Raw genomic sequence first — 21,400 nt, 5'->3', positions numbered from 1 at the left:
CATTGACCACTTCACGAGGGGATCACCATGAGCGTTGCCAACACAACTCGCGCCGTCAACATCGCACCGCCCCAACAGGCCGCTGGCCAGGTCGTCAACCTGTTGCCGGACGGCAGTCTGGTGGTGGAATGTGAAGGTCGTGGCTGGCATTGTCGCCGGGCGGCGAGCTGCCTGCTGACGCCGGCCCTCGGCGATAACGTGCTGGTCGCCGGCTGCGGCCACCAGCTGTGGGCGATCGCCGTCCTCGAGCGGGCAGAGCCGCAAAGCACGGCGCGGCTCTGCGTCGCAGGCGATCTGCAGATTGAAACGCCGAACGGCTCGCTGTCGTTGCACAGCGCACAGGCGCTGAAACTGAGCGGCGACGCCATGACGCTGCAGGCGAACAGCGGCGACTGCCACGTCGACAAGATGAAATACAGCGGCGAAGAGCTGTCGGCCTTCGTCAGCATCAGCCGTTTGGTCGGTAAACGCTGCGAGTCGCTGTGGCATTCGGTCAGCCAGATCAGCCATTCGCTGTTCCGCAAAGTGCGCCAAACCGAGCACGTGCGCGCCGGGCAGCTGGATTATCAGGCGGAAGATTACGCCCGCATTCATGCCCGCAACACGCTCATTACCTCAAAAGACATCACCAAGCTGGATTCGGAACAAATCCACGTCGGATAACCTGCGGAGGCCTTTTATGTTTGCCAACAGCCAAATGATCGGCGTGGACCTGGCGTTTCCCGACGTCTGTCTGACGCCAAGCCCGGCGCCGGTGCCCGTACCCTACCCGGATATCGCCCTCGCGCCGACCGCCATCCCGAACGCGTTCAACATTCTGTTCGTCGGTACCCCGGCGCACAACATGGCGACGGTAACGCCCCTGACCAACGGCGACAACCCCGGCGTAGCCACCGGTGTCGCTTCCGGGACGGTGATGGGGCCATCCCGCCACCTGACCGGCGCCTTTACCGTGTTGCTCAAAGGCACTCCGGCCACCCGGCTGACCAGCCTCAGCCTGCAGAATTCCACCAACGCGCTCGGCATGCGCATCGTGCCGAGCCAATTAAAAGTGTTGCTGCTTGCGCCCTGATGACGGCGCCTTATTACACAGCCATTCAATCAAGAAAAAGAGGACATTGTGAAAACACGGATTACCCTGACGCTGCTGACCGCCCTGACGCTTGCCGGTTGTTCCACCCCGCCGCCACCGCCGCCGGCGCTCAATAACGACGCCCTCATCAGCAGTGAAGTCAACGGCGTCACCCTGCAGCACCGCGCCGCGGTAAGCGCGCCGAAACAGTTCAAGCCGATCGGTGAGGAGTACCGCAGCCTGTATGCCGCCAGCATCATGAGTAGCCCGAATTATACCGGCACCGCCGTCGGCAGCCTGGACAACGCCGCCGCGTTCTACGCGCTGGGCGAAGTGGAAAACAACTGGCTGGCGATCTCCGCCATCCGCGGGGGCGATCTGATGGGGTATATCCAGGCCAACGCCGGCGTGCCGGAAGCGCGCTACAAATCAACGCTGCGCAAAGATCTGCCGCGTCGCGCGCGCGCCGCCAAACAGGACTGCGTCAAAGTCGGCGGCGACAGCAAGGCGTGTAAAAACGCCGGCTCAGCCACCTGGATCCTCCAGTAGTCAGCACGCCTGCGGGCGACGAGATTCCTATGATGACGACCCCTATCGCTTCCCGCTGGTGCGGGATGCTGTTTCTGCTGCTGGGCGCGCTGGCGCTCGGCGGCTGCATGTCTTCCGCCAAAAGCGTGCCGTCGCGTTACAGTCTGGTGTTTGACGCTGACCGCCAGGTCAACGCCGCCGCCGGCGCGCAACCGGCGCCGATCAAAATTCGCGTGCTGCTGCTGCGCTCGGATGCGGAATTCATGGATGCCGACTTCTTCAGTCTGCAAAACGACGCCAAAAGCGTGCTCGGCAACAGCCTGCTGGACAGCGATCAGTTCTTCCTGACGCCGGGCCAGACCGGCAAGAAGCTCGGTGGGCAAAGCGCATTGGACGCACGTTACATCGGCGTGATCGCCGAATATCAAAATCTGGACGGCAAGACCTGGCGCATGTCACTGCCGCTGCCGGAACCTACCGAAACCAATTTCTACAAGGTATGGCAATTCTCGCCGGATGAGCTGGAAGCGCATATCGTCGCGGGCGTGAGTGGCCTGCGCCCCGTAAAAAAGGTCGACTGACCTACCGCTGCGCTGAAGCGAAGTAACTATAGGTGTGATGATGAAAGATGCTCATAAGGTTGTCTGGACTGAGGGGATGTTTTTGCGCCCTCACCATTTCCAGCAGGCGGAAAACTATCTCGAAGGCTATATGCGCAACTGGGGCCAGGCCCACAGCGGCTGTTTCTGGGGGTTCCTCACCCTGGATCTGGACCAAACGCTGCTGCGCCAGGGCAAGATTGCGCTCAACGCCGCCAGCGGCATCATGCCGGACGGCACGCCGTTTCGCTTCTCCGGCGCCCAGCAGGCGCCCACGCCGCTGACCATCGCTGAAAACAAGACCGGTGAAAACGTGGTGCTGGCTCTGCCGACCTACCGCGCGGGGCGTGAAGACGTGATCTTTCAGGAAAGCCCGGAGGCGCTGGCGCGCTATCTGGCTTATGAGAACGAAGTCGACGATCTCAACGCCGTCTCGGTGGGCAGCGCGGCCTTGCAGTTCGGTCGCCTGCGCCTGCGGCTGATGCTGGAGAGTGAGCTCAACGCCGAATGGACGGCGCTCGGCGTTACCCGCGTGCTGGAAAAGCGCGGTGACAACAGCCTGCGTCTCGATACCACGCAGATCCCGCCGATGCTGAACTGCCAGGGCAACCCGGTACTGAAAACCTTCATCAACGATCTGCAGGGCCTGCTGCAACAGCGCAGCCAGCAGATGAGCCAGCGCCTGCTGCAGCCGGGCCGCGGCGGCAGTTCCGAAATGGTCGATTTCATGCTGCTGCAGTTGATCAACCGCCATCTCGGCCAGGTGAGCCACGCCTACCACCTCGATCATCTGCACCCGGAGCGCCTGTTCGCCGATTGGCTGCAGTTCGCCACCGAGCTCGCCAGCTTCTCGGCGCAGCGCACCCCGGAAGGCCGCCTGCCGGTGTATGACCACGACAACCTGGCGCTGTGCTTCGGCAAGCTGATGCTGTTGCTGCGTCAGGGGCTGTCGGTGGTGCTGGAAGACAACGCCATTCAGCTGACGCTGGTCGAACGCTCCCACGGGCTGAACGTCGCCACCGTGCAGGACGCCAAAATGATGCGCGACTTCGGCTTCGTGCTGGCAGTGCGCGCCGATGTGGCCGCCGAGGTGTTGCTGACCCACTTCCCGGCGCAGATGAAGATCGCCCCGGTCACGCGCATCCGCGATCTGGTGCAGCTGCAGCTGCCGGGCATCGGTCTGCGCACCATGCCCGCTGCGCCGCGCCAGATCCCCTATCACGCCGGCTACACCTACTTCGAGCTGGAAAAAGGCGGCGACCTGTGGAAACAGATGGAGAAATCCAGCGCCTTCGCCCTGCACCTGGCCGGCGAATTCCCGGGGCTGGATATGGAATTTTGGGCGATTCGCAGCCATACGGACCGGTAACCTATGACTCAGGAAAATAGCATGGCGCCGGCGGCCAACCCGCTGGTAGACGCCGCCAACCCGCTGCTGAACGCCATTTCGCAGATCCGCCAGTCGGCCACGCACGCCAACCCGGCGCAGCTGCGCCAACAGCTGATTGACGAAATGCGCCGCTTCGAGATCCGCGGCCAACGCGCCAACCTGCCTTACGAGGTGATCATCGGCGCGCGTTATTGTCTGTGCACCGCGCTGGATGAAGCGGCGGCGCTGACCCCGTGGGGCAGCAACAGCGTGTGGTCCGGCAGCGGGCTGCTGGTGACTTTCCATAACGAAACCTGGGGCGGCGAGAAGTTTTTCCAGCTGCTGGCCAAGCTGTCGCAAAGCCCGCGCGAGCACATCAACCTGCTGGAGCTGATCAATTATTGCCTGCTGTTGGGCTTTGAAGGCCGCTACCGGGTGATGGAAAACGGCCGCTCACAGCTGGAAACCATGAAGCAGCGCCTGCTGCAGCTGATCCGATCGGTGCGTGGCGGCTATGCCCCGCCGCTGTCGCCTCATGCGCTGGATCTGCCGGTACAGCAGAAGCTGTGGCGGCCGCTGGTGCCGCTGTGGGCCTGCGTGGCGCTGACCGGCTTCCTGGCTTCGCTGCTGTTCATCGCCCTCAACTGGCGACTGGGCGACAACACCAGCCCGGTGCTGGCGGCGATTTACCAAACCAATCTGCCGCAGGTGGCGATCGGTAACCCGGCGCCGGCTGCGCCGCCGACGCTGAGCCTGAAAAGTTTCCTGCGCAAAGAGATCGCCGAGGGGTTGGTGGTGGTGCGCGACGAAGCGCAGCAAAGCGTGGTGATCCTCAAAGGCGACGGGCTGTTCGACTCTGCCGCCACCACGGTACGCGCCAACTATATTCCGGTCATCGACCGCATCGCCGCCGCCATGAACGGCGTCAGCGGCAAGATCCTGGTCACCGGTTACAGCGACAACGTGCCGATCCGCAGCGCCCGTTTCGCCTCCAACTGGGAGCTGTCGCTGGCGCGCGCCGAAGCGGTCAGCGCCCGCTTGCAAAAACACCTCGCCAACCCGCAGCGAGTCAAGGCCGAGGGCCGCGGCGAGAGCAACCCCGTCGCGCCGAACGATAACAAAGTGAACCGCGCGTTGAACCGCCGGGTAGAAATTACGCTGTTGGTCGCCCCTGAAAACACCCAGGCGGAAATCAACGGCTTGCCGCAAGGAACCGGAAAGTAATGCTCAGTACGTTATTCTCCATCATCACCAGCCGCCTGCTGTGGGGCTTTGTCGGCATCACCGCGCTGGCGTTCATCATCTGGACGATCGGCCCGCTGGTGGCCATCGGCGACTATCGCCCGCTGGAGCCGGAACTCAACCGCCAGATCGCCATCGGCGTGATTTACCTGATCTGGTTCCTGTGCCGCCTGATCCCGCGCCTCTACAGTGCCTGGTTCAACAGCCGCCTGCTGAGCAATCTGCGCGCCGCCGAAGCGGTGCCGGCGGAAGACGGCAAGCCCGAGGTCAAACAAGACGATCAGTTGGCGCAGCGTTTCGACGAAGCGGCGCAGCTGCTGAAAAAGGCGCGCTTCGCACCGGGCCAGGGCGACGGTAAACATCGCTGGATGACCCGCTTCAGCCGTCAATATCTGTACCAGTTGCCGTGGTATGTGATCATCGGCGCACCCGGCGCCGGCAAAACCACCGCGCTGGTCAACTCCGGCCTGCACTTCCCACTGGCGGATCGCTTCGGCAAAGCCGCGCTGCGCGGCGTGGGCGGCACCCGCAACTGCGACTGGTGGTTTACCAACGACGCCGTGCTGCTCGACACCGCCGGCCGCTACACCACCCAGGAAAGCCAGCGCGAAGAAGACGCCGGTGAATGGCAAAGCTTCGTCGCGCTGCTGAAAAAATACCGCACCCGCCAGCCGATCAACGGCGTGATGGTGACCATCAGCGTCGCCGATCTGCTGAGCGACAGCGCCGAAGCACACGCCGCCCAGGCCAGCGCGCTGCGCAAACGCCTGATTGAACTGCACGAACAGTTGGGCATTCACTTCCCGGTCTATGTGCTGGTGACCAAAACCGACCTGCTCAACGGCTTTATGGCCTACTTCGGCAGCTTCGATAAAGCGCAGCGCGACCAGATCTGGGGATTCACCTTCCCTTACGAGCGCTCACGGCAGCCGGACTTCAACCTGAACGCCGCCTTCGAACAACAATACGCCCTGCTGCAACAACGGCTGGATGCGGCGCTGCCGGATACGCTGCTGATGGAGCACGACGCGCGCCAACGCGCCGAAAGCTACCTGTTCCCGCAGGAGTTCGCCGCGCTGCGCCCGCTGCTCGGCCAATATCTGGAACAGGTGTTCGCCACCTCCAGTTTTGAAACCCGCTTTACCCCGCGCGGCATCTATTTCACCAGCGGCACGCAGGAAGGTCTGCCGTTTGACCGGGTGATGGGCGAACTGAACCGCTACCTGCAGCTGCCGACGGCCAACTCAGGGGTGCAGGCCAACGCGGCCTGGGACAGCGTGGGGCAGGAAACGCCGATCCCGGCAGCCAAAGGCCAGAGCTTCTTCCTGAAAGAGACGCTGGAATCGGTGGTCTTCCAGGAGTCCGGGCTGGCGGGCAGCAACCGCTGGTGGGAATACCGCAACCGCGCCCTGCACTGGGCAGGGTACATCGCGCTGGCGGTGATCCTGGCGGTGCTGGCGATGTTGTGGTTCACCAGCTACGGCAACAACAAGGCCTATCTGGCGGAAGTGGCCGCCAAGGTGCCCGGCGTCGAGCGACAGGGGCAAAGCCTGACCCAGTTGGGCAACGGCGACATGTTCTCGCTGCTGCCGTTCCTCAACAGCCTGCTGCATCTGCCGGACAGCCAGAACTTTTCGCTGGACGATCCGCCGTTCACCTACCGCATGGGGCTGTTCCGCGGCGATCAGGTGGGCGACGCCGGCAATGCGTTGTACCAAAAAGCGCTGAAAGAGCTGCTGCTGCCGCAGGTGGCGCAACAGATCGCCACCACGCTGCGCAACGACAACCACGGCGACGCGGACTTCAGCTACGAAGCGCTGAAGGCCTATCAGATGCTGTATCTGCCAAAGCAGTACGACGGTAAATTCCTGCGCGCCTGGGTGATGCTCAACCTGCAACGCAACCTGCCGCAGGGCAGCACGCAGAAACAGCTGCAGCAGATCGAATGGCACCTCAGCCAACTGCTGGATGCGCAGATCCAGGCCTCGCCTTACGCCAAAGACGAACAGCTGGTGGCGCAGGCGCAGGCCGCACTCAATCGGGCGCCGCTGTCGCAGCGCGTCTATGGCCGCCTCAAGCGCCTGCTGCTGAAACAGACCGACATCAAGCCGGTCAGCCTGGTCGATTTGGCCGGCCCGCAGACCGAACTGGCGTTCAGCCGCAAAAGCGGCAAACCGGTCACCGACGGCGTACCGGGCCTGTTCACCTCACAAGGGTACTGGAAAGCGTTCAACGACAACATCGACCCGGTGACCGACACCTTGCGCAAGGAAGACGTCTGGGTGTTGAACAGCCAGACGCCGGAGCAGAAAAGCGCCGATCTGACCAAGACCATCCGCCAGCTGTACATGCAAGATTTCATCAGCGCCTGGGATGAGCTGCTGGGGGATATCCAACTGGCCAACATCGGCAACCTGACCCAGCGCATCAGCAGCGCGCGCCTGCTGTCCGGCAACCCGTCGCCAATGCGCAATCTGCTGGTCAACGTCAGCAAAAACGTCACCCTGCGCGACGAAAAAAACGACGCCGATTCGCGCTCGCTGCTGGCAAAAACCGAAGATAAGCTGAACCAAAATGCCAACCGCACGCTGGAAGCGCTGTTCACCAACCGACCGGCCAACGCCGACGGTGACGTGTCGGCCCAGCCGGAACAGCTGGTGATGGCGCACTTCGCGCCGCTGCTGGAGCTGGCGCAAAGCCAGGGCGAAGGCAATAAGGCGATCCCTTTCGACAGCGTGCTGAAACAGGTCGATGAACTGTACAGTTACCTGACGGCGGTGCAGGGCGCGGCCAACAGCGGCATGTCGGCGCCGCCGAGCGACATTATCCCGCGTCTGCAGGCCGAATCCGGCCGCTTGCCGGTGCCGTTCAAACAGATGCTGCTGTCGCTGGCGATCGGCGCCAGCAGCGATACCCAGCGCAAAGAGATGGAGAACGTGAAAAAGCGCATCAGCTTCGAGGTCGGTAGCTTCTGCCGCCAGGCGATCGCCGGCCGTTATCCGCTGGTGGCCCGGGCGCGGCAGGAAGTGACGCCGGACGATCTGGCGCGCATGTTCGCGCCGAACAGCGGGCTGATGGACAGCTTCTTCCGCGACAATCTGCAGGGCAAGGTCGATACCACCCGCGCCAACTGGCGTTTCACGCCCGGCGTGGACGGCAAGACGCTGCCCGGCGGCGAAGGCATCCTGCGGTCGTTCCAGCAGGCGCAGCGCATCCGCGACGCCTTTTTCGCCAACGGCACGGCGACGCCCTCCTACCGCGTGACCGTGCGGCCGGTGCGGATGGATAACGACATCCTCAACCTGACGCTGGATATCGACGGGCAGCTGTTCAAATACAGCCACGGCCCACAGGTACCGCTGGTGGTCAGTTGGCCGGGCACCCGCAATACCAACCAGGTGCATCTGCAGCTGGCGCTGGCCAACGGCACCACCGCCAGCCTGGTGACCAGCGGACCATGGGCGCTGAATCGCCTGGTCGACATGGCGCAATCGTCGGGCACCGGCGGCCTCGGCCGCCAGGCGACGTTCAATCTCGACGGCCACCGCGTCACGCTGGAGTTCACGCCCAACAGCATCCGCAATCCGTTCCAACTGCCGGCCTTCTCGTGCCCGTAGCCCCGAAAGGACATGACCATGAGCACTGATTCAAGCGCCCCGACGAGCATCGGCTGGTACGGCAAACTTCCTTCCGCCGGTGACTTCCTGCAACGCCGTTTGCCTGACCCGGTGGTCAACAACTGGGCCCACTGGTTCCATAACGGGCTGGTGAATTTACAGCGCGATGCACAGGGGCCGAACGGCCACCCGTTCAGCAACGCACCGGTGTGGAACTTCGTGATCCCCGCCACGCTCGGCAGCCCGTACGTGCAGATGGGTTGCCTGTTGCCGGCGCGCGATCGCGTCGGGCGGCGCTACCCCATCTGCGCACTGCGCCTGTTCAGCCTGCAAGAATGGCGCCCGCAACAGCTGAACATGGCGGCGAGCTGGTATCAACAGCTCGGCCATACCCTGCTGAACGGCGTGCGCAACGGTTTCTCCGCCGAGCAGATCGATCGCACGTTGCAGGCGATCCCGGCGCTGCCCAGCCCACCGGCGGAAGCGGATTCCGAGATATTGTCGATTATCGGTTTCCAGCATCCGGACGTACCGGGCCTCGGCTGGCAACAGGCCGCCGACTGCTTCGATCCGGCGCAGTACACCAGCTTCTGGTGGACCAATCAGGCCGACGGACATCCGCTCTACACCCACGTGCACAGCGGCAACCTCACCGTGCAGCTGTTTTCACTGCTGTTCGAACCCAACGGCTGGGCGCGCCCCGGCCGCGGCGGCCAGTACCCGCAAATGTTTGATTAACATCGTTCGTTGAAGGAAATTCTATGGCTATCGATACCGATACCCTGCTGGCCCCGGTTGACGCGGACAATCCCTGCGGCGACAACCTGGAATACGACGCCGACTTTCTGGCGATGGAACAAGCCGCCACCGGCAAGGCCGAACAACAGTTCGGCAGCACCATCATTCCGGAAGAAGCGCCGGATTGGGTGCAGGTCGAGCGCCTCGCGACCTCGCTGCTAACGCGCACCAAAGACCTGCGCATCATGCTGTATCTCACCCGCGCCTGGACCCAGCTGCGCGGGTTGCCGGGCTACGCCGACGGGCTGACGCTGGTCCACCAGTCGATGACCCGTTACTGGAACACCCTGCAGCCGCCGCTGGAGTTCGATGGAGAAGCCGATCCGCTGTTTCGCATCAACGCGCTGGCCGACCTTGGCGACAAAGCGGCGCTGGCCGCCAGCGTACGCGCCGCGCCGCTGCTGAAAAGCGCCGCCGGAGAAATCTCGCTGCGCGATGCCGGCGCCCTGCTCGACGGCAGCAAACAGGAGTGCCCCAACTTTCCCGGCGGCCGTGCGCGGCTGCAGGATGAACTGGCGCAGCAGGATCGCCCCGAAGGCGCCCTGGTGACGCGCATCGCCAACACCCTGAGCGCCATTCGCAGCGAAGTGACCCGCCATCTGGGGGAAAGCGCGCTGCCGGAAATGAGCGCGCTGACCAAGGTGTTTTCTCTGGTGGCGCTCGCCGGCCAGAGCGATGCCCCGGCCGCCGACGAACCAGACGCGACGCCTGAAGCGGCTGCCATGCAGCAACCGGCCGCCGTACAGAGCGCCACCGCTCCACTCAACTGGCGCAGCGCGCAGATCCAGTCGCGCGACGACGCCCAGTTGATGCTGGACAAGGTGAAAAACTATTTTCGTCTTCATGAACCGAGCCACCCGGCGCCACTGATGATCGATCGAGTCCAGCGACTGATTACGCTGGACTTTATGCAAATCGTCCGCGATTTGGCGCCCGATGGGCTTAACCAACTGGAGACCATTCTCGGTCGCCCCGACAACGAGGAGAACAGCTAGCCGCCGACCTTTGTTCTCTTGACGCATCCGATACCGTCTGCCCTGCGCAGACCCGAATCAGAACCTGACTCTCCCAGCCGGACGAGGCGCGTTCCCAATCGCCATTAGATGGAGTAAATCATGTCAAACTCGAAATCCCGCAGCGGGCAGAAATTCATCGCCCGCAACCGCGCGCCGCGCGTACAGATTGAATACGATGTCGAAATTTATGGCGCAGAGCGCAAAATCCAGCTGCCGTTCGTGATGGGCGTGATGGCGGATCTGGTGGGGAAAGCGGTCGACCCGCAAGCCAGCGTGGAAGAGCGCAAATTCATGGAAATCGACGTCGACAACTTCGACGAGCGTATGAAATCGCTGAAGCCGCGCGTCGCTTACCAGGTCGACAACACCCTGACCGGCGAAGGCAAGCTGAACATCGATCTGACCTTCGAAAGCATGGAAGACTTCTCCCCCGCCGCTATCGCCCGCAAGGTCGACGCGCTGGACAATCTGCTGGATGCCCGCACCCAGCTTTCCAACCTGCTGTCCTACATGGACGGCAAGAACGGCGCCGAAGAGCTGATCTCCAAGATCCTGCAAAACCCGGCGCTGCTGCAATCCCTGACCGACGCGCCGAAGCCGGCGGTTAACGACGACAACAACGAGCGTGAGGATTAATCGATGAGCAACTCGCCTCAGCAACAGAATGCGTTGCAAACCACCGAGACTTTTTCCAGCGATGAGTTCAGCGCGCTGCTGAACAAAGAGTTCCGGCCGAAGACCGATCAGGCCAAAGAAGCGGTCGAGAACGCGGTGAAAACCCTGGCGCAGCAGGCGCTGGAAAACACCGTCACCGTTTCTTCCGACGCCTATCGCACCATCCAGGCGCTGATCGCGGAAATCGACGAAAAGCTGTCGCAGCAGATCAACCAGATCATTCACCACGACGACTTCCAGAAGCTGGAAGGCGCCTGGCACGGCCTGCATTATCTGGTCAACAACTCCGAAACCGACGAGATGCTGAAGATCCGCTTCATGAGCATTTCCAAGCAGGAGCTGGGCCGCACGCTGAAGCGCTATAAAGGCGTGGGTTGGGACCAGAGCCCGATCTTCAAGAAAGTCTACGAAGAAGAGTATGGCCAGTTCGGCGGCGAACCGTTCGGCTGCCTGGTGGGCGACTACTACTTCGATCACAGCCCGCAGGACGTGGAGCTGCTGGGCGAAATGGCCAAGATCGGCGCCGCCTCGCACTGCCCGTTCATCGCCGGTACCGCGCCGAGCGTGATGCAGATGGAGTCCTGGCAAGAGCTCTCCAACCCGCGCGATCTGACCAAGATTTTCCAGAACACCGAGTACGCCGCCTGGCGCAGCCTGCGCGAATCGGAAGACGCGCGCTACCTGGGGCTGGTGATGCCGCGCTTCCTGGCGCGCCTGCCGTATGGCATCCGCACCAACCCGGTAGACGAGTTTGACTTCGAAGAAGACACCGACGGCGCGACCCACGGCAATTACACCTGGACCAACGCCGCCTACGCCATGGCCGCCAACATCAACCGTTCGTTCAAAGAGTTCGGCTGGTGCACCGCCATTCGCGGGGTGGAATCCGGCGGTGCGGTGGAAAACCTGCCGTGCCACACCTTCCCGAGCGACGACGGCGGCGTGGACATGAAGTGCCCGACCGAGATCGCCATCAGCGACCGCCGTGAAGCCGAGCTGGCCAAAAACGGCTTTATGCCGCTGGTGCACCGCAAAAACTCCGACTTCGCCGCCTTTATCGGCGCGCAGTCGCTGCAGAAGCCGGCGGAATACTACGACGCCGACGCCTCCGCCAACGCCCAGCTTTCCGCGCGCCTGCCGTACCTGTTCGCCTGCTGCCGCTTCGCGCACTATCTGAAGTGCATCGTGCGCGACAAAATTGGTTCCTTCCGCGAGCGCGACGACATGGAGCGCTGGCTGAACGACTGGATCATGAACTACGTGGACGGCGATCCGGCCAACTCCTCGCAGGAAACCAAGTCGCGCAAACCGCTGGCCGCGGCGGAAGTGCAGGTGGAAGAGATCGAAGACAACCCGGGCTATTACAGCGCCAAGTTCTTCCTGCGCCCGCACTACCAGTTGGAAGGCCTGACCGTCTCCCTGCGCCTGGTGTCGAAGCTGCCTTCGCTGAAACAAAACGACGCGTCCTGATGGGCTGAAGTCAGGCCGCGGTAGTGCGGCCTGGCTGATACATTAACCTCATCACAGGGAAAGAAAGATGAAGACAAAACGGTTTTATCTGGCATCGCTGTTGGCAGTCGTCTGCTCGCTCTCCGCCGCGCCGCCAGCTTTCGCAGAGCAGACATCGATAGCGCATTTGACGTCCGATGATGTCAATCTGCCAGGCAGCGACTTTTTCCGTTTCTATCGCAGTGCAGATAAACAGGAAAAAGAGAAAGCGCGGATTTATTTGCTGGGCGTGCTGGACGCGACGGAAGGAAAAAGCTGGTGCCAATACAGCCAGCTACAAACCGTCACTCTGCAGGAGTTTGTGTTCGAATTCTTTAATAAACTTCCCGCTGCGCGCCTGCACGAAAGGGCTGCCCCCCTGATTGAAGAGGCTCTGGCGACTCGCTTCCCCTGCAAAGGAGGCAAAGCATGAAACCTTTATATCGTCAGCTAAAAAGCAGCCATTACTCCTCTGATTACTCTAGCCCGGGATATTTGGCAGCAGAAGCCGTTTACGCTGAGATTGGCTATGAGCTTGATACGCTTCTAAAGCAAAATCCTGGTTATGCCAATACCTGTGCCGTCCGCATGAGCCTGGCGCTGTTGAAAACCGGTATCAGCTTCAAAGGCCGCCTGCCAATCAAGAAAGGCGCCTATAAGGGTAAAACGATTGAACCGGGAGCCAAATTGCTGGCCGATCAGTTGCATCGCTCCAGTAGTTTTGGCAAAGCCAAAATTTTCTTTAATGCTCCAGATGCAGAGAAAGGTATTGGCAATAAAAAAGGAGTCGTGTTCTTCAATAAGATCACCAACTATGATGGCGGACACATTGATCTTATCGAACCAGAAAACTCGCTATTAACCTGCCATTCCCATTGCTATTTTAACTGCAAAGAGGTCTGGTTTTGGGAGTTGAGCTAGTGTTCCATCGGCTTATCAGTAAATGCATGAGGTTTGGTTTAACTGCATGCTTGCTTATCACCTCATTAAGGCTGCAAGCAGCGCCGATTCAGGATCCGGTGGCATTTATCAAACAGATGCCTTATCACCAGGTCGTAAAAGAACTGGCATTATCACGCTGCCTGGCACAGGTCTCCGATTCGGATAAAGCATTCTCTCTTGATGCAGCCAGAACGGCGAATGCGATGAGAGAATGGATGCCATTCGATATCGAATCAGGTGATGAGAAAATCAATGTTCTCATCGACAAATATAAATCCAGAATCAATGAGTTTCACAGCGAAACTAAAGACAAGAGTCAAGGTGTCACCCTAAACTGCCTGCGGTTGTACCATAGCCCTGAATTGGACAAGCTTTCTCGACAGCTCATAGCAGGCAACCCAGATCGCACGTGGAATCAAGATAACGCGAAATAATTAAGCATTGAGCCATTAGCACTTAATAGTGGCTCGGTAACCCGTACCGATAGTTTTCGGTATTTAAGAAGGTGCATGGCACAAGGATATAAATTGGTAATGCATTACCACACTTGCAATTCCTGCTGCTATTACCTGAGTTTTTCAACGTAACGTTAATACTACTGTTAACCCTTAATAAAGAGTGAAGAAACTATGGCTATTGATATGTTCCTGAAAGTTGAAGGTGCCAGCGGCGAATCCAAAGATTCGAATCACAAAGGCTGGACCGACATTACTTCTTTCTCCTGGGGCGCTTCTCAACCGGGCAATATGGGCGTTGGCGGCGGCGGTGGCGCCGGCAAAGTGTGCTTCAACGATCTGCACGTTAACGCGCTGGTCGACAAGTCAACCCCGGCGCTGCTGAAGCACTGCTCCAGCGGTAAGCATCTGACCAAGGTTGAGTTGTCTGTCTGCAAGGCGGGCGGTACTCAGGTTGAGTACGTTAAAATCACCCTGGACGACGTGCTGGTCACCGCCGTGCAGTACACCGGCGCAGGCGGCGAAGACACCGTGGGCGTCACCTACTCCTTCCAGGCGGCGAAAGTGAAACAGCAATACTGGGAGCAGAGCGACAAAGGCGGCAAAGGCGCCGAAAGCAGCGCAGGTTGGAACATCAAGGAAAACCGCGAAGCTTAATTGTTATACAACCTCCCCGTTATGGGGAGGTTTATTAGCAAGCAAAGGACAGTTCTCTGCAGAAAGAAGGGCATCACTCTATTGAAAAAAAATAAACTTCTAATCAGCGGCGTCTTATTATCGTTCAGTGCATATGCAGCAGAAAAAAACGTTAATGCCCCAACATCATCAACTATTGATGGCTTATGGCAAGTAACTCAGGTCAACATAGACAATGAGACTACCCGCACACTTAACTATCAACTCAACGACCCTCGATTACTAGGAAGGGTAATCACTATTTCCACTCAATCAATAGAAAACAATCTGCCGGAAAAAGACGTCTGCACAGCGCCAACCTTAAGTATTGAGAGAAGCACGCTAAATCAATTCATCGGCAAGTCGATGGGCGGAGATAAAAGCATCTCGGCTAAAAACTATTCATTGAAAGAAAACGGCCAAGCAGAAGCCTCTCTTTTCAAGATCGCGTGTCACTCCGGATCATTCGGCCCATCCGATAATGGTGTAGGCTCCAGTTTTGCTGCTCTCAATCCACAAAAAATGCTGGTTAATTGGTACGATGGCTCGCTACTGCAATTAGAACGGTTACCGAAAGCTCCTAAACCTGCAGCGTCTTTCGACTGCGCTAAATCTAAAAGTATTGTTGAAAAAACTATCTGCTCAGATTTCAATTTATCCGCCTATGATAAAAGCGTTTCCCAAGCTTGGCTGTTGGCAAAAAAGCAGGCGACCGATGCAGGAGATAAAAAGCTGGCAGCCTCTTTAAACAGCACGCAAAAATCTTGGTTACTGCAAAGGGATAAATGCCGAGATGACAAAGACTGCCTGGCCGATACGATGCAAAAACGAATCGATGAACTCACATCATACGATTAAAACTGTATTCCTACTCACGTTGGCGGTATTGAATACTGAAGCTTCCGCCAACGGAAAGTACTCCTCTGCCGAGTACCTCAAAAACTACGCGCTTAGCGTTTGCATCGCCGAGGGGTACTCAGCAAAAGAAGTCAAAAACGATGCCGCCGCCGCCGCTCGGGGTTACACGGAATTCGGCGATTATTCTCTGGAAGCGCATACCGCCGTCAGGGCGCTGGCAAAAGAATTTCTGGCAAAGCCCTATGACAGTATGTCAGGGGAGCCGATGACGATGGCCAAGTGCATCGATCTTGTACACAGCCAAGCGCTGCAAGCCATCATCAAGAAATACCAAGGGAAAGACGACAACTGAGAGTAAATCCGCATCCCTTCACAGAGTAAATATTGGTATAAAGAATAGGAAAGGAATCCTTATACAATACAAAACAAAAGTAGATCTGGATAGATCTATCGATGAACTCAAAAAACTATCAAGAACGTTTTCACGACAGTATCTATACACCAACGAATCAAGAGCTAATTTCTCACTGGAAATAGACCAACTTATTCAGTTTGCAAAAAGGGATATCAGTATACACTGCACATCCTACGCTGGGGCAATCAGTATAATCGAAGAAGAAATCAACAATCTCAGACGACAAGAATTCAACATTAATACAGGTAAAGCCAAGCTCTTTGTCGCAATAAAAAAAGAAAAAAGAGAAAGATTTTCAAACCTGGTGATGAAACAAGTTGGTTTTGTCAGTGGCGGCTCTCAGATATTTGCCGGAATCGGAACCTGTGCACTTTCTGCAGGCATGGCCTGCGGGGGCGTTGGCGTACCGTTAATGGCTCAAGGAGCAAATAATTTTTACGAAAGTGGCTATTATTTACTTTTCAGAAAAGATAAGGTTGGCAGTATAAGAGAGGCATACCACTACGCGGCTAACTATCTAGGCTATAATAAAAATGAAGCTGACATCGTTTATAGTTCCGTTGACATCTCACTATCTGGGTACGGTATATTTAGCAAGTCATTAAGACCAGACTCTTGGCGGTTGTTTAAACACATAAATAGCGATTATATTATTGGATGGAAAAAGCTTGGCACGGTTCCATTAGGCACAGAGGTTTTTTCCAATGCCATAACCGGCTATGGAATTTACAAATTAATCGATGAGGAAACAAAACAGTGAGCGATGACGTCACGCTTTCCACCTACTCTTACTCATTTGTGTTTTTATACTTTTTCCTGTCAGTTGTAGTTTTTGTCGGGCTGTATCACCTAAAAAAGAAAGTTAACAATAAAAAATCTTATTCTCTTTTTGTGATAGTTACCATAGTAAATCTATTTACAAGCATCACCCAAGGTTTAATATTTAACTATGGTTCTGAGATACTGGATTCAATGCTCAATATAAAATTCCAAGATTATGACGAGGTATGGTACGCCAGTATTATATTCGCCCTAATTTACTTGTCTCAACTACCGACTAATCTCTATTACAAGAAAAAGGGTAAGAATAATGCTAGCAATAGCAAAGGCATCACCTGACACATACAGCCTCACGTTATTACATTGAAGTTTTCGACCATATAATGCGTTAACCAAAAAAAATTTAGTCACTCACGTTCAAAGTTCTCTCTTAGGAAAGAAATAAAGTCGAACTCATCCCGTTATTGAGTTCCACTGTCTAGCCATAAGATCTTATCAGCAGGAATGCCTTATGCGATTTTCCATTGTAAAAAATAAAAGCGGCCAGGTTCCGCCGCAGAGCAGTTGCGATTTTCTGCCGCCGGGCGGCACCATCGGCCGCAGCGTGGACAACAACCTGGTGCTGCCGGACGAAGAGCGCGCCATTTCCCGCCTGCAGGCGATCGTGCACATTTCCGCTGACGGCGAATGCCGCATCACCAATCGCGGCAACGTTACCCGCGTGCTGCTGAACGACATTCCGCTGGAACGTGGCCGCCAGGTTGAACTGCAGGACGGCGACGTGCTCGGCATCGACGATTACCAGATTGAAGTCAGCGCGCTGCAACAGCACGCCGCGCCGCAGGCTCAACCGGTGGCCAAGGCCGTTGCCGCGGCTGCGGCCCCTGCAGCCGCCGCCAAAGAAAAATCCGCCGCGCCGATCCCCAACGAAATCTGGGACAGCCTGGTGGAAGAATTTACGCCGAACGCGCCGGCCGCCGTCATACCGCCGCCGATCACCAATCCGGACAATCATCCGCTGCTGGAGACCCCCGCTCGCGAGCTGAACCCGGCCGATCCGCTGGCGCAGCTGGCGGGCGAGGTCGATCTGCGCCAGCTGCAGCAGCAACAAACCGATCCGGCGGCGCTGTTCAACACCGACACCACCTTTGAGCGTGAGCATATCCTGGCCGACACCACCCCCAGCGCGCTGCTGGCGGAGCAGGCTGCGCCGACGCGCCCGGCTCCCCCCGTCCAGAATGCGCAGCAACCGGAGCAAGAGCTGGATCCGCTGGCGCTGTTCGGCGGTTCATCCGCGCCCGCTTCGCCAGAGACGTTAAACAGCAACGATCCGCTGGGGCTGCTGATGGGCGGCGCCGTGCCGCTGGCTCAGCCGGAGGAAACGGTACAGCCGCCGTCCCCGCCGCCAGCACCGGCTCCGGTCGCCGCACAGCCGGTAGCGCAGCGCCCACAGCCGACGCCGCCGCCCGTGCAGACGCCTGAGCCACAGCCCCAACCTGCGCCGCAGTTCAGCCAGCAGGAACCGCCTGCACAGCCGCCGCGCCCGCGCCAGGGCAACCGCCTGGGCATCGATCCAGTTGCCTACCAGTCTGCCCAGCGGCAGCACGCCGCCGCGCCAAGTGGCGACGCATTGGAAGGGCCGTTGCTGGCGGCGCTGCTGCAAGGCATCGGTCTCGACGATCTGCAACCGCAGCCTCACTTTGACGAACAACAGATCCGCCAGGCCGGTCGCCTGCTGAGCCTGTTCTCGCAAGGCACCGTCGCCCTGCTCTCATCCCGCTCGATCCTCAAGCGCGGCGTGAAGGCCGAGATGACCATGATCCTCGACGAAGCCAACAACCCGTTCAAGCTGCTGCCTTCGGGAAAAACGGTGCTGATGCAGATGTTCGGTAGCCAGATGCCGGGCTTTATGCCGCCGGAACAGGCGGTGCGTGACGCGCTGATCGACCTGCAGGCGCACCAGCTGGGGATGATCGCCGGTATTCGCGCCATCATCGCCGCCATGCTGCAGTCGTTCAACCCGGAGCGCCTCGAAGAAGAAGCGCGCAAGGAAGGCGTGGCGCCGCGTCTGTCGCTGCCCGCCAACCGCAAGGCCGCGCTGTGGGACTACTTCGTGAAGAACTATCAGCAAACCTCCGGCGAAATCGAGGACGATTTCCACACCCTGTTCGGCGAAGCCTTCCTGCACGCCTATGACGTTGAAGTGAATCAATACAAAGACTCACAGACCAAACCGGACGCGTAATGAATATCACCATAGCCTCTACCTCCAACCAGGGCGGCCGCGCCTCCAACCAGGATCAGACCGGCGAGGTGCTCGGCAACCGCGCCGCCTGCTTCGTGGTGTGCGACGGCATCGCCGGTTTTCCGGGCGGCGATATCGCCGCCAAACTGGCACGCGACACCATTTTGCAAAACTTCGACGGCGAAAAGCACCTGAACGCCCAGAGCATTCGCCAGCACATCACCAGCGCCAACGCCGCCATCCACCAGCAGCAGCGGCAGTCGGACGAATACAGCAAGATGGGCACCACGCTGGTCAGTCTGTTTATCGATCGCGATTACCAGCTGGCCTACTGGGCGCACGCCGGCGACAGCCGCCTGTACCTGTTCCGCCGCGGCTACCTGCATACCGTCACCACCGACCACAGCCTGATCCAACAGATGCAGGACGCCGGCTACCAGACCAACGGCATCAACAGCAACCTGCTGTATTTCGCGCTGGGGCTCAACGAAGAGCGCGACGCCACCTACAGCGACGTGCTGCAGCTGGAAGACGGCGACGTTTTCCTGCTGTGCACCGACGGCTTCTGGCACAGCTTCAGCCAGGCCGAACTGGAACAGTCGCTGCATATGGTCAACTCCCCCAGCGAGTGGATCGCCCTGATGCAGCAGGCATGGAAGAAAAACAATAACAGCGATAACTACAGCGCTATCGCCGTCTGGATTGGCTCACCGCAGGAAACCACCCTGCTGCATTCGCTGGCGGATGCGGAGCGGTTTCTGAGCCGCGACTGAGCAGCGCACATTCACAGCAAGGTTCACTATGAAATATTGGATGCCGGGGCTCGTCGCCCTGATGGCGGTGCCGACCGCGCAGGCGATGAACTATCGCCTGGTTTACTCCCCCAGCCAGAAGCTGGAAGTGTTTATCGATAACGTCAAAAACAGCAATCCGGCAAGCTGGTGCGGCAAGAGCATCCCGCTGCGCATCGTCTCGGCGCAAAGCCAGGATCCGGCGGTGCTGAACGACTTCCTGCCGCGCGTCGGCAATCTGTTGGAAAAGCAGTGCCCGAAAGCCGGCCACCTGCCCTGGACGCTGACCGACAAGCGCGGTGAGAAGCTGGCCAGCGGCGAAGCCGCCAAAGTGCGCGGCTGGAAACCGGTGGTCAAACAGGAGGCCGTCGAGCAGCCGGAAACCCCGCCGCAGCCGGCTATCCCTGCTGCAGTGGCCGTGACTTCTCCGCAGGCGGACACCGCGCCGCCTCAGCGTTTCAGCCTGCCGCAGGGCTGCCACTTCCGCACCTTCTGGGGTGACGAAGCCAACGGCGGCGCGCTATTCATTCCCGCTGGTGAGGCGCTGCGCTGCGGCGAGGACGGCTGGCTGCAGGGCAGCGGCGCGGTCACGCTGCAACAGGGCGGCCAAACCCTCTCGCCGACGCTGTGGTTCCTGCAAGGTTACCCGCTGGCGAAGGTGAACGGCGGCGATCGCGCGCTGACCGTCGTCAGCGCCAACGCCCAACGGCTGGTTTTGGGCGGCAACCCGCAGGCGCCGGGCAGCTTCCTGCTGCTGAGCTTCGAACCGAAGCTGCACGCCTGGGCGTTCAACGGTGAAGCGATCGTTGAAATGCCGCGCGTCGATGCCGCCGACGAGAACAAGGTCAAACAGCGCGTACAGCAGGCGCAAACCGCCTGGCAGCCGCTGCTAAGCGCCCCCGCCCCGCTGACCTTCAAGCTGGTGGAAAAGCTGGCCGCAAACCGCGTCGATCCTGCCAGCGGCAGCTACCTGTCGGTTAACGGCGCCACTCACTGATTATAAGGAAAGCCTGTGAAATCATTAGCAAGCATGCTGCAAGGCCAGTCGATCGCCGCGGCCATCACCGCCGTCGAAAACGATATCAAGGCGAAACCGGCGGATGCCGACCTGCGCGCTGCGCTGGTGCAACTGCTGTGCCTGAGCGGCAACTGGACGCGCGCCAACGCGCAGCTGAAATCCTGGCAGGCGCTGAAACCGATCGCTCAACCGACCACGCTGCTGCTGATGCAGTCGGTCAACGCCGAGCTGCAACGCCAGGCGGTGTTTGCCGGCGCGGCCGCGCCGGCGCTGCTGCGGCAGGATCAGCCCTGGCTGCAACTGCTGGTGCAGGCGCTGCATCAGGATGCGCAAGGGGCGGCCGAACAGGCCCAGACGCTGCGCGACGAAGCGCTGGAGGCCGCACCGGCCGGCGCCGGGCAGTTAACGCTGGCTGAAGGGAACCAAGAGCGGCAGCTGAGTTTCGACTGGCTGACCGACGGTGACGGCCGCCTCGGGCCGGTATGCGAGCTGGCGCTGAACGGCGTTTACTACTGGCTGCCGTTCGCCGATATCGCCGCGATCCAGTTCCAGGCGCCGCAGAGCGCCATCGATCTGGTGTGGAGCCATGCACTGGTGCGTCTGACCGACGGCCGCGAACAGGTATGCCAACTGCCCGCCCGTTACCCGCTGGCCGAAGGCAGCGACGACGCGCTGCTGCTGGGCAAACGCACCGAATGGCAACCGCTGGGCGACGGCACCCACTATGCGGGGCTAGGCCTGAAGACCTGGCTCAGCGAAAGCGACGAATTCCCGCTGCACAGCCTGCGGCAGCTGAGCTTCGACGCGAGCGCCTGAA

General features: G+C 59.4%; 22 protein-coding genes. All 22 read left to right on the top strand.

Annotated features, from left to right (window positions below; genetic code table 11):
- The first annotated feature begins 27 nt into the window (after window positions 1-27).
- The gene (locus tag N6G83_RS02990) at window positions 28-663 is read left to right on the top strand and encodes a DUF3540 domain-containing protein (RefSeq protein ID WP_025303284.1); all 636 of its coding nucleotides are present in this window, start codon (window positions 28-30) and stop codon (window positions 661-663) included.
- Window positions 664-679: 16 nt separating this feature from the next.
- Window positions 680-1,072 (top strand): DUF4150 domain-containing protein, encoded by a 393-nt coding sequence (locus tag N6G83_RS02985; protein ID WP_004934933.1) that lies wholly within the window; start codon window positions 680-682, stop codon window positions 1,070-1,072.
- A gap of 48 nt (window positions 1,073-1,120) precedes the next feature.
- Window positions 1,121-1,621 carry a type VI secretion system accessory protein TagV gene (gene tagV, locus N6G83_RS02980; protein ID WP_025303285.1) on the top strand — a complete coding sequence of 167 codons (501 nt, stop codon included), beginning with the start codon at window positions 1,121-1,123 and terminating at the stop codon, window positions 1,619-1,621.
- Between the two features lie 29 nt (window positions 1,622-1,650).
- On the top strand, window positions 1,651-2,181 hold the full coding sequence (gene tssJ / locus N6G83_RS02975) for a type VI secretion system lipoprotein TssJ (RefSeq protein ID WP_049209066.1): 531 nt from the start codon (window positions 1,651-1,653) through the stop codon (window positions 2,179-2,181).
- A gap of 40 nt (window positions 2,182-2,221) precedes the next feature.
- Window positions 2,222-3,568 (top strand): type VI secretion system baseplate subunit TssK, encoded by a 1,347-nt coding sequence (tssK, locus tag N6G83_RS02970; RefSeq protein ID WP_260514662.1) that lies wholly within the window; start codon window positions 2,222-2,224, stop codon window positions 3,566-3,568.
- A 21-nt stretch (window positions 3,569-3,589) separates the two neighbouring features.
- Window positions 3,590-4,792, top strand: a complete 1,203-nt coding sequence (locus N6G83_RS02965; RefSeq protein ID WP_049272050.1) for a DotU family type VI secretion system protein — start codon at window positions 3,590-3,592, stop codon at window positions 4,790-4,792.
- Window positions 4,792-8,427, top strand: a complete 3,636-nt coding sequence (gene tssM, locus N6G83_RS02960; RefSeq protein WP_260514661.1) for a type VI secretion system membrane subunit TssM — start codon at window positions 4,792-4,794, stop codon at window positions 8,425-8,427. Before N6G83_RS02965 ends, tssM begins: the two co-directional genes overlap by 1 nt.
- An 18-nt stretch (window positions 8,428-8,445) precedes the next feature.
- Window positions 8,446-9,165 (top strand): type VI secretion system-associated protein TagF, encoded by a 720-nt coding sequence (tagF, locus tag N6G83_RS02955; RefSeq protein WP_025303290.1) that lies wholly within the window; start codon window positions 8,446-8,448, stop codon window positions 9,163-9,165.
- Window positions 9,166-9,188: 23 nt separating this feature from the next.
- Window positions 9,189-10,220, top strand: coding sequence for a type VI secretion system protein TssA (tssA, locus tag N6G83_RS02950; protein WP_038629525.1), 1,032 nt, complete (start codon window positions 9,189-9,191; stop codon window positions 10,218-10,220).
- Window positions 10,221-10,340: 120 nt separating this feature from the next.
- Complete coding sequence (tssB, locus tag N6G83_RS02945) at window positions 10,341-10,877, top strand: type VI secretion system contractile sheath small subunit (RefSeq protein ID WP_016927260.1); 537 nt, start codon at window positions 10,341-10,343, stop codon at window positions 10,875-10,877.
- A gap of 3 nt (window positions 10,878-10,880) precedes the next feature.
- On the top strand, window positions 10,881-12,386 hold the full coding sequence (gene tssC / locus N6G83_RS02940) for a type VI secretion system contractile sheath large subunit (RefSeq protein WP_016927259.1): 1,506 nt from the start codon (window positions 10,881-10,883) through the stop codon (window positions 12,384-12,386).
- Between the two features lie 67 nt (window positions 12,387-12,453).
- Complete coding sequence (locus N6G83_RS02935) at window positions 12,454-12,837, top strand: Rap1a/Tai family immunity protein (protein ID WP_025303292.1); 384 nt, start codon at window positions 12,454-12,456, stop codon at window positions 12,835-12,837.
- On the top strand, window positions 12,834-13,325 hold the full coding sequence (locus tag N6G83_RS02930; protein ID WP_025303293.1) for a T6SS effector amidase Tae4 family protein: 492 nt from the start codon (window positions 12,834-12,836) through the stop codon (window positions 13,323-13,325). Before N6G83_RS02935 ends, N6G83_RS02930 begins: the two co-directional genes overlap by 4 nt.
- A 26-nt stretch (window positions 13,326-13,351) precedes the next feature.
- Entirely contained in the window at window positions 13,352-13,780 is a 429-nt protein-coding gene (locus tag N6G83_RS02925; RefSeq protein WP_025303294.1) for a T6SS amidase immunity protein Tai4 family protein, read from the top strand.
- Between the two features lie 195 nt (window positions 13,781-13,975).
- Window positions 13,976-14,458, top strand: coding sequence for an Hcp family type VI secretion system effector (locus tag N6G83_RS02920; protein WP_004961372.1), 483 nt, complete (start codon window positions 13,976-13,978; stop codon window positions 14,456-14,458).
- 81 nt (window positions 14,459-14,539) lie between these two features.
- Window positions 14,540-15,334: a lysozyme inhibitor LprI family protein gene (locus tag N6G83_RS02915; protein ID WP_260514652.1), complete on the top strand. Its 795-nt coding sequence runs from the start codon at window positions 14,540-14,542 to the stop codon at window positions 15,332-15,334.
- Window positions 15,312-15,686 (top strand): T6SS amidase immunity protein Tai4 family protein, encoded by a 375-nt coding sequence (locus N6G83_RS02910; RefSeq protein ID WP_049206018.1) that lies wholly within the window; start codon window positions 15,312-15,314, stop codon window positions 15,684-15,686. Before N6G83_RS02915 ends, N6G83_RS02910 begins: the two co-directional genes overlap by 23 nt.
- Complete coding sequence (locus N6G83_RS02905) at window positions 15,625-16,509, top strand: DUF4225 domain-containing protein (protein ID WP_260514648.1); 885 nt, start codon at window positions 15,625-15,627, stop codon at window positions 16,507-16,509. The genes N6G83_RS02910 and N6G83_RS02905 overlap by 62 nt, the downstream gene beginning before the upstream one ends.
- Before the next feature lie 531 nt (window positions 16,510-17,040).
- On the top strand, window positions 17,041-18,774 hold the full coding sequence (gene tagH / locus N6G83_RS02900; RefSeq protein WP_260514646.1) for a type VI secretion system-associated FHA domain protein TagH: 1,734 nt from the start codon (window positions 17,041-17,043) through the stop codon (window positions 18,772-18,774).
- On the top strand, window positions 18,774-19,547 hold the full coding sequence (locus N6G83_RS02895; RefSeq protein WP_025303297.1) for a PP2C family protein-serine/threonine phosphatase: 774 nt from the start codon (window positions 18,774-18,776) through the stop codon (window positions 19,545-19,547). The genes tagH and N6G83_RS02895 overlap by 1 nt, the downstream gene beginning before the upstream one ends.
- Before the next feature lie 28 nt (window positions 19,548-19,575).
- Window positions 19,576-20,562, top strand: a complete 987-nt coding sequence (locus tag N6G83_RS02890; RefSeq protein WP_260514641.1) for a type VI secretion system-associated protein — start codon at window positions 19,576-19,578, stop codon at window positions 20,560-20,562.
- A 15-nt stretch (window positions 20,563-20,577) separates the two neighbouring features.
- Window positions 20,578-21,399 carry a type VI secretion system accessory protein TagJ gene (locus tag N6G83_RS02885; protein ID WP_043138708.1) on the top strand — a complete coding sequence of 274 codons (822 nt, stop codon included), beginning with the start codon at window positions 20,578-20,580 and terminating at the stop codon, window positions 21,397-21,399.
- Window position 21,400: the final 1 nt, after the last annotated feature.

The sequence above is a fragment of the Serratia sp. PL7 genome (assembly GCF_945957435.1).
This window is presented reverse-complemented; position numbering and strand designations above follow the sequence as displayed.